Source organism: Micropruina sp., assembly GCF_027492755.1.
GTDB lineage: Bacteria > Actinomycetota > Actinomycetes > Propionibacteriales > Propionibacteriaceae > Micropruina.
Map to the genome: position 1 here is coordinate 1 of NZ_JAPUED010000191.1, position 6,989 is coordinate 6,989.

At 67.0% G+C, this 6,989-nt stretch carries 8 protein-coding genes; 3 read left to right on the forward strand and 5 right to left on the reverse strand.

The window, feature by feature from the left end:
• The coding region (locus Q0066_RS13385; RefSeq protein ID WP_298133704.1) for a glycoside hydrolase family 32 protein at positions 1–527 on the reverse strand (527 nt) is incomplete at its 3' end.
• A 217-nt stretch (positions 528–744) separates the two neighbouring features.
• Between Q0066_RS13385 and Q0066_RS13390 the strand changes: the two genes are divergently transcribed.
• Positions 745–2,040, forward strand: a complete 1,296-nt coding sequence (locus Q0066_RS13390; RefSeq protein WP_298133706.1) for an oligosaccharide MFS transporter — start codon at positions 745–747, stop codon at positions 2,038–2,040.
• A gap of 112 nt (positions 2,041–2,152) precedes the next feature.
• On the opposite strand, the gene Q0066_RS13395 is transcribed toward Q0066_RS13390, so the two are convergent.
• On the reverse strand, positions 2,153–4,240 hold the full coding sequence (locus Q0066_RS13395) for a DNA topoisomerase IV subunit B (RefSeq protein WP_298133708.1): 2,088 nt from the start codon (positions 4,238–4,240) through the stop codon (positions 2,153–2,155).
• Between the two features lie 163 nt (positions 4,241–4,403).
• Here Q0066_RS13395 and Q0066_RS13400 point away from each other — a divergent pair, with 163 nt between their 5' ends.
• Positions 4,404–4,592 (forward strand): hypothetical protein, encoded by a 189-nt coding sequence (locus tag Q0066_RS13400; RefSeq protein WP_298133710.1) that lies wholly within the window; start codon positions 4,404–4,406, stop codon positions 4,590–4,592.
• A 52-nt stretch (positions 4,593–4,644) separates the two neighbouring features.
• On the opposite strand, the gene Q0066_RS13405 is transcribed toward Q0066_RS13400, so the two are convergent.
• On the reverse strand, positions 4,645–5,349 hold the full coding sequence (locus Q0066_RS13405) for a DUF6882 domain-containing protein (protein ID WP_298133712.1): 705 nt from the start codon (positions 5,347–5,349) through the stop codon (positions 4,645–4,647).
• A gap of 104 nt (positions 5,350–5,453) precedes the next feature.
• Between Q0066_RS13405 and Q0066_RS13410 the strand changes: the two genes are divergently transcribed.
• Positions 5,454–5,966 carry an O-acetyl-ADP-ribose deacetylase gene (locus Q0066_RS13410; protein ID WP_298133714.1) on the forward strand — a complete coding sequence of 171 codons (513 nt, stop codon included), beginning with the start codon at positions 5,454–5,456 and terminating at the stop codon, positions 5,964–5,966.
• A 47-nt stretch (positions 5,967–6,013) separates the two neighbouring features.
• Here the strand turns inward: Q0066_RS13410 and Q0066_RS13415 are convergent, their stop codons facing one another.
• On the reverse strand, positions 6,014–6,508 hold the full coding sequence (locus tag Q0066_RS13415; RefSeq protein ID WP_298133716.1) for a GNAT family N-acetyltransferase: 495 nt from the start codon (positions 6,506–6,508) through the stop codon (positions 6,014–6,016).
• A 148-nt stretch (positions 6,509–6,656) separates the two neighbouring features.
• On the reverse strand, positions 6,657–6,989 hold a 333-nt coding region (locus tag Q0066_RS13420), incomplete at its 5' end, for a sigma-70 family RNA polymerase sigma factor (protein WP_298133718.1).

Below are 6,989 nucleotides of genomic sequence, written 5' to 3' on the forward strand. Positions count from 1 at the left end.
AGATTCGTCGAGCGGTACAGCCGCACGGCGCGATCCTCAGCCATCACCAGCACCATGACGAACTCGTCGCCGTCGCGAAGGATCTTCGGGTCGCGGAACTCCGTCGACCCGATGTCGAGCACCGGATTGCCCGCGTACTTCTGCCAGGTTCGTCCACGGTCGCGGCTGAACGCCACCGACTGGCTCTGCACCTTCGAGACCGGGTCGTGACTGGTGTAGAGGGCAACCATTGCCGGCTCAGCGGGCGTACCGAGCCCGGAAACGTTCCGTTCGTCGACGACGGCGCTGCCCGAGAGCACCCACTCGGTCGCGGTACTCGGGATCGCGACCGGCAACTCGACCCAATCAACCAGATTGGTGGTGACTGCGTGCCCCCAACTGGGAGTGCCCGCCACCAGTCCGGTCGTGTTGTGCTGGAAGAACAAGTGGTACTCACCCCCATGGAAGAGCATGCCGTTGGGGTCGTTCATCCAGTTCCGGCGGGGCGTGAAGTGGGCGAGCGGGCGGATGGACGGGTCGAAGGGCATCGGCGATCTCTTTCTCGGTTCCGGCTGGTTTCAGTGCCGCGCGCAGTGAGGACGCCATCTCAGCATCCGCGCTGTTGAACGGTTTTAGCACAAGTCGCAGAAGAGACCGGACAACAAGGGCTACGCGCTAGCTAAAACCATTCATCATGTCTTGCATCGCAGGGTTGGCGCAGCTATCTTACCGCTGAAAGCATTCAGCACGACCAAAGGAGGCCGGGTGGCCATCAACTCCAAACTGTTCAAGAACGGCGCATACCTACAGAGCTCGACGACCCTGTTCGTCTTCTTCGCCTCATGGGGCATCTGGTGGTCGTTCTTCTCGAGCTGGCTCGACAAGAGCCTCGGGCTCAACGGCGGCCAGATCGGCACGATCTACTCGGTGAACTCGCTCACCACCATCGCGGTGCTGCTGTTCTACGGCATGACGCAGGACCGCCTCGTCCTGCGGCGACACCTGGTCATCCTCGCGTCCTCGGTCATGGCTTGCCTGGCGCCGTTCGCGATCTTCGTCTACGAGCCGCTACTGACGAACTCGTTCGCACTGGGTGTCGTGGTGGGTGCCATCTACCTGCCCTTCGGCTACACCGCCGCGGTCGGCCTGCTGGAAGCATTCTCCGAGCGACTGAGCCGCACCTACGGCTTCGACTACGGTCAGGCTCGCGGCTGGGGATCGCTCGGCTATGCCGTTGCCGCCCTGTTCACGGGCTTCATCTTCACCGTCAACCCGCACATCAACTTCTACCTCGGTTCCGCATTGGGCATCGTCTGCCTGCTGGTGCAGGTCTTCTGGAAGACCGACAAGGTGCCGCTGGCGCCTGGGCACACCAACCATCCGCATGCACCGACGCTGCGCGAGATCGTCTCGGTGCTGAAGTTCAAGCACCTCTGGGTCGTCATCGGCTTCGTCATCTTCAGCTGGACGTTCTACAACCTCTATGACAACCAGATGTTCCCGAACTTCTACCGCGCGCTGTTCCCGAACGAGGACATCGGCCTGCACACCTACGGCATCCTGAACTCCGTGCAGGTGTTCGCCGAGGGCTTCTGCATGATGCTGGTGCCGATCCTGATGCGCAAGGTCGGCGTGCGGAACATCCTGCTCATGGGCGTCACGGTGATGGCCTTCCGGATCCTGGGCTCCGCCGTCTTCACCGATCCCATCGTCGTGTCGTGCATCAAGATGCTGCATGCCATCGAGGTGCCGCTGTTCGTGCTCGGCATCTTCCGCTACCTCACACTGCACTTTCCGTCGGCGCTCTCCGCGACGCTGTACATGGTCGGTTTCGAGATCGCCGCGCAGCTGGGCAGCGCGCTGTTCTCGACCCCGTTCGGGTACATCCGCGACGCGCTGGGTTACCAGCCGACGTTCTACATCATCTCCGCCGTGGTCGCATGCTCGGGCGTCTGGGCATTCTTCGCCCTCAAGAAGGACGACGAGGACGTCGAAGGCGATCCCTTCATGCGCGACGGGCACTCTGGCGTCACCGGCGTGATGAAGCCGGTCGACGCGTAAGCTCACCGTTCCCCGTCCGAAAGCCCGGCCCTTCGACCCCATGATGGCGCTCGCCGCCCCCATGGCCCGAGGGCCGGGCTTTCGCGTTTCCGCGTCCTTCTCGGCGGACGGCTCAGGCGTCGATGCGCTCGGCGTCCAACGCGTAGGCACCGGCGATGATGAATTCCTTGCGCGGAGCCACGTCATTGCCCATCAGCTTCTCGAAGGTCGCCATCGCCTGCTCGAGCGACTCGCCCTCCTCGACCGTGATCCGGCGCAGCGTGCGGTGCCGCGGGTCCATCGTGGTCTCCTTGAGCTGATCGGCGTCCATCTCGCCCAGACCCTTGTACCGCTGCGGCTCCTTGAAGTTCACTCCGCGCTTGGTGAGCTCGGCGAGCTTCCGCTGATATTCCGCCTCGTTGTAGGTGTAGATGTACCGGTCCTGACCCTTGCGGGGATTGGTCAGCTCGAACCGGTGCAGCGGCGGCACCGCGGTGTACACCCGGCCGGCCTCGATCATCGGCCGCATGTACTTGAAGAACAGCGTGGTCAGCAGGGTGCGGATGTGGGCGCCGTCGGAGTCGGCGTCGGCCATGAAGATCACCTTGCCGTAGCGGGCCTGCTCGAGTTCGAAGGAGCGGCCCGAGCCGGCGCCGACCACCTGGATGATCGAGGCACATTCGGCGTTCTTCAGCATGTCGCCGACGCTGGCCCGCTGCACGTTGAGGATCTTGCCGCGGATCGGCAGCAATGCCTGGAACTCCGAGTTCCGGGCCAGCTTGGCCGTCCCCATCGCCGAGTCCCCCTCGACGATGAACAGCTCGGAGCGCTCGCCGTCGGTGCTGCGGCAGTCGGCCAGTTTGGACGGCAGCGTGCTCGACTCGAGCGCGTTCTTGCGGCGCTGGTTCTCTTTGTGGGCCCGGGCCGCGACCCGGGTGCGGGACGCCGAAACCACCTTCTCCATCACGGCACGAGCCTGCGGACGTTGCGCTGCACGGTTCGAGGTGAGGAATTCGGTCAGTTCCGACTCGACGATCCGAGCAGCCAGCCGGGCCACCGGCGGCGTGCCGAGGACCTCCTTGGTCTGGCCCTCGAATTGCGGCTCGGCCAGCCGCACCGTCACCACCGCGGTGAGCCCTTCGAGAATGTCGTCCTTGGCCACCTCTTCGCCGGACTTGAGCAGTCGGGTGCCCTCCAGCGCCTTGCCGAAGGCGCGCACCAGGCCGCGCTCGAAGCCGGTCACGTGGGTGCCGCCCTTGGGCGTGGCGATGATGTTCACGAATGACTGGACGTGGCTGTCGTAGCCGGTGCCCCAGCGCAGTGCGATGTCGACCTCGAGCGTCCGGTCGACGTCGGTGGGCGTCATCGCGCCGTCGTCGTCGAGCATCGGCACGGTCTCGGTGAACGAGTCGCTGCCCTGCAGTCGCAGCACCTCGGTGACCGGCGCGTCGGTGGCCAGGAACTCACAGAACTCCGAGATGCCGCCGTCGTGCTTGAACACCTCGGTGGTCGGCTCGTCGCCGCGGGCGTCGGTGACCACCAGCTCCAGCCCGGGCACCAGGAAGCTGGTCTGCCGGGCCCGAGCCACCAGATGGCTCAGCGACAGTTGCGCGTCGGGCAGGAAGATCTGCCGATCGGGCCAGTACCGGACGCGGGTGCCGGTGCGGCCGCGCGCCGCCCGTCCGATCTTGGCGAGCTGACCGCCCGGGGTGAAGGCGGCGTCCGGCCCGGGGCCGTCGAACGTGCCGGGGACACCACGCCGGAAGGACATGCCCCAGGTGGCACCCTTGCGATCGACCTCGACGTCGAGGCGGGACGCCAGGGCGTTGACCACCGAAGCACCCACGCCGTGCAGGCCACCCGTGGCGTTGTACGAGCCGGCACCGAACTTGCCGCCCGCGTGCAACTTGGTGAAGACCACCTCGACGCCGGACAGCCCGGTCCGTGGCTCGATGTCGACCGGAATACCGCGGGCCACGTCGGCCACCGCGATGCTGCCGTCATGGGCCAGTTCGACCTGGATGGAATCGCCGAACCCGGCCAGTGCCTCGTCGACGGAGTTGTCGATGATCTCCCACAGGCAGTGCATCAGGCCGCGGGTGTCGGTCGAACCGATGTACATGGCCGGCCGCTTCCGGACCGCCTCGAGCCCCTCGAGAACGAGCAGATGACGCGCCTCGTAGTCGCGCCCCTCGGCTGCGGGTTTGCCTTTGATCGTCACGCGATGAGGCTAGCGCCCGGCACCGACACGATCGGGTAACCTCCGCGCGGCGTGCCTGCCCTAGCCGGGGTTGATCTCCGGGGGTAGTCTCGCGCCACGGAACAAACCGGCCGGATCAAGAGTTGATATTGGTAGACTCAACCCGGAACAGAAGGGAACGCGGATGAGCACAACAGCTGTTGAGGAGCTGACCGCAGCGGACCGTTGCGATCGTTGCGGGGCGCAGGCTTACCTGAGGGTTACCCTGCACACCGGCGAGCTCCTCTTCTGTGCCCACCATGGCAAAGCCCACGCCGATCGGCTGAAGCAGGTGGCACTGACCATTCAGGACGAGACGAACAAGTTGATCTGACACACACCAAATCTCGCGAACGCCCCGGACAACAGTCCGGGGCGTTCGTCGTTCAGAGACTCGCGCCCGGGCTCACGGTGCCGCTGATGTTGGTGATCCGGCCCTGCTCGTCGAACGTCACGGTCAGCACGTCCGGCCCGAGGTACACCCTCAGTTGGCGGTCGTCGCCGGTGACCCGCAGGTTGTGCACCGCGGCATAGGTGAGTACCTGGGCGCGCGGGTTGCCCGGCTGCAGGTCGACGGCGGCCATGATCCGTCGCGGGAAAGTCACGGCCTGGGCCGCCGGACGCGGAACCGCCGGGTCGACGATCCCGAAATAGGCGATGCCGGCGCCGTAGTCGGCGGAGTAGAACGCGGTCGCCCCGACCAGCGGTGCCGCGACCAGCGCCACGCTGGCCCCCGCGCCCAGCCCGGTGTCAAGTACCCCGGCCAGGCTGAACTGGGGCTCGCCGAGTTCCCACAACCCCCACGAGCCGGCCATCTCGGCAGCCCTGCGGACGGGTGCGATCGCCGGCAGCATCGGTGCGAAGCCCTGGTTGGCCCACGACCACAGCCAGGTGCCGGTGGCTTTGGAGACCGTGCCGAGCAGCACCACCCGCAGCGGACGGCCGGCGATGGTGACGACGCCCTGCTCGATATCGGCCTGGTAGGCGCCATTGAGGTCGACGACTGAGGCGAGAGCCTCCTGGGCTTCCATCGCGACGGGAACGTGCGCCACCACGGCCTCGTTGAAGCGCTCATGGGTGAGATCCGGCATGGCCGCCAGACTACTGCCCCGCCCCAGCCGCCCACGGCCGCCGGGACGGCAACGGGCAGCATCGCCTGCTGGGCAAACGGCACCGGCGCTGGCATCGTGGTGCGATGACCACCATCGAAGCCGCGCTGGGCGACCTCACCGCCGAGAAGGTGGACGCCATCGTCAACGCCGCGAATTCGAGCCTGCTCGGCGGTGGCGGCGTGGACGGCGCCATCCATGCCGCCGCCGGGCCGCGCCTGCTCGAGGCCTGCCGTCGGCTGCGTCGCACCGAGTGGCGCGACGGGCTGCCGGTCGGCGAGGCGGTCGCCACGGACGCCTTCGACCTACCCTGCCGCTGGGTGATCCACACCGTGGGGCCCAATGCCCACCGCGGCCAGACCGATCCGGCACAGCTGGCGTCCTGCTTCACCCGCAGCCTCGACGTCGCCGCCGCACTGGGCGCCACCAGCATCGCGTTCCCGGCGATCAGCGCCGGCGCCTACGGCTGGGACGCCGCCGACGTCGCGCGGATCGCCGTCGGTGCCGTCCGCAGCCATCAGGCGCCCGGAGTGGAACTGGTCCGCTTCGTGCTGTTCGGCAACCGGCTGCTGGACGCCTTCCGCGCGGCCCTCGACTGATCCCGCGTCGGTCGAGCCTCTCGACACTGTCCTCGCGGGACACCCACTCAGAAGCGCACCATCCGCGCCTGCAGGACGCCCTCGAAGACCGGCGCCACCTCCTGCCGTGCCCCGTCCAGTTCGAAACCGACGGACCGGTAGAAGCCGATCGCCTGCTCGTTGCTCTCCACCACCCACAGGTGACAGGCCGCATCACCCACCGCAGTACGAACCAGGGCTTTGCCCAGACCGAGCCCTTGCGCGCGGCGGAGCAGGTACAGCCCGACCAGTTCCAGCGGCACCGGCGCCTGCTCGGAACTGTCCACGCTCGCGTGGGCGTAGCCGACGATCTCGCCGTCCAGCAGGCCCAGCCAGACCGTCTCCCCGGCGTCCAGCGCCCGCTGCCACAACTCGATCGCCCGCGGGATCCGCTCCCATTGGGCGGCGATGACGGGTTCCGGCAGCAGCCCGGTGTAGGCCTCGCGCCAAGCCGTCGCCCGCACCTGCGCCAGCACGTCCAGATCGTCCGGCGTCGCCGGTCGGATCGTTGCTGCGAACGCCATGTCCACAGGCTAGAGAAGGCCCTGATCAACACACCAGTCGCCGGTTGAGACCCTTGCCCGCACGCGCTCGAGGGCGTCGACAAGCTCAACCAACGGCGAAGCGCCCGACATCCTTGTCAGAGGATGCCGGGCGCTTGGGCTTACTGACTCAGTCCAGGTAGTCGCGCAGAACCTGAGAGCGCGACGGGTGCCGCAGCTTGCTCATGGTCTTGGACTCGATCTGCCGGATCCGCTCACGGGTGACGCCGTAGACCTTGCCGATCTCGTCCAGGGTCTTGGGCTGGCCGTCGGTCAGGCCGAAGCGCATGCTGACGACGCCGGCCTCGCGCTCGCTGAGCGTGTCCAGGACGTCGTGCAACTGCTCCTGCAGCAGGGTGAAGTTGACCGCCTCGGCCGGGACGACCGCCTCGGAGTCCTCGATCAGGTCACCGAACTCGGAGTCGCCGTCCTCGCCCAGCGGGGTGTGCAGCGAGATCGGCTC

Bases quoted from the DNA above. Each gene is read 5' to 3' on its own strand.
- Q0066_RS13400 (WP_298133710.1), top strand. From the start codon at position 4,404: ATGAGCACAACAGCTGTTGAGGAGCTGACCGCAGCGGACCGTTGCGAT.
- Q0066_RS13405 (WP_298133712.1), bottom strand. From the start codon at position 5,349: ATGCCGGATCTCACCCATGAGCGCTTCAACGAGGCCGTGGTGGCGCAC.
- Q0066_RS13410 (WP_298133714.1), top strand. From the start codon at position 5,454: ATGACCACCATCGAAGCCGCGCTGGGCGACCTCACCGCCGAGAAGGTG.
- Q0066_RS13415 (WP_298133716.1), bottom strand. From the start codon at position 6,508: ATGGCGTTCGCAGCAACGATCCGACCGGCGACGCCGGACGATCTGGAC.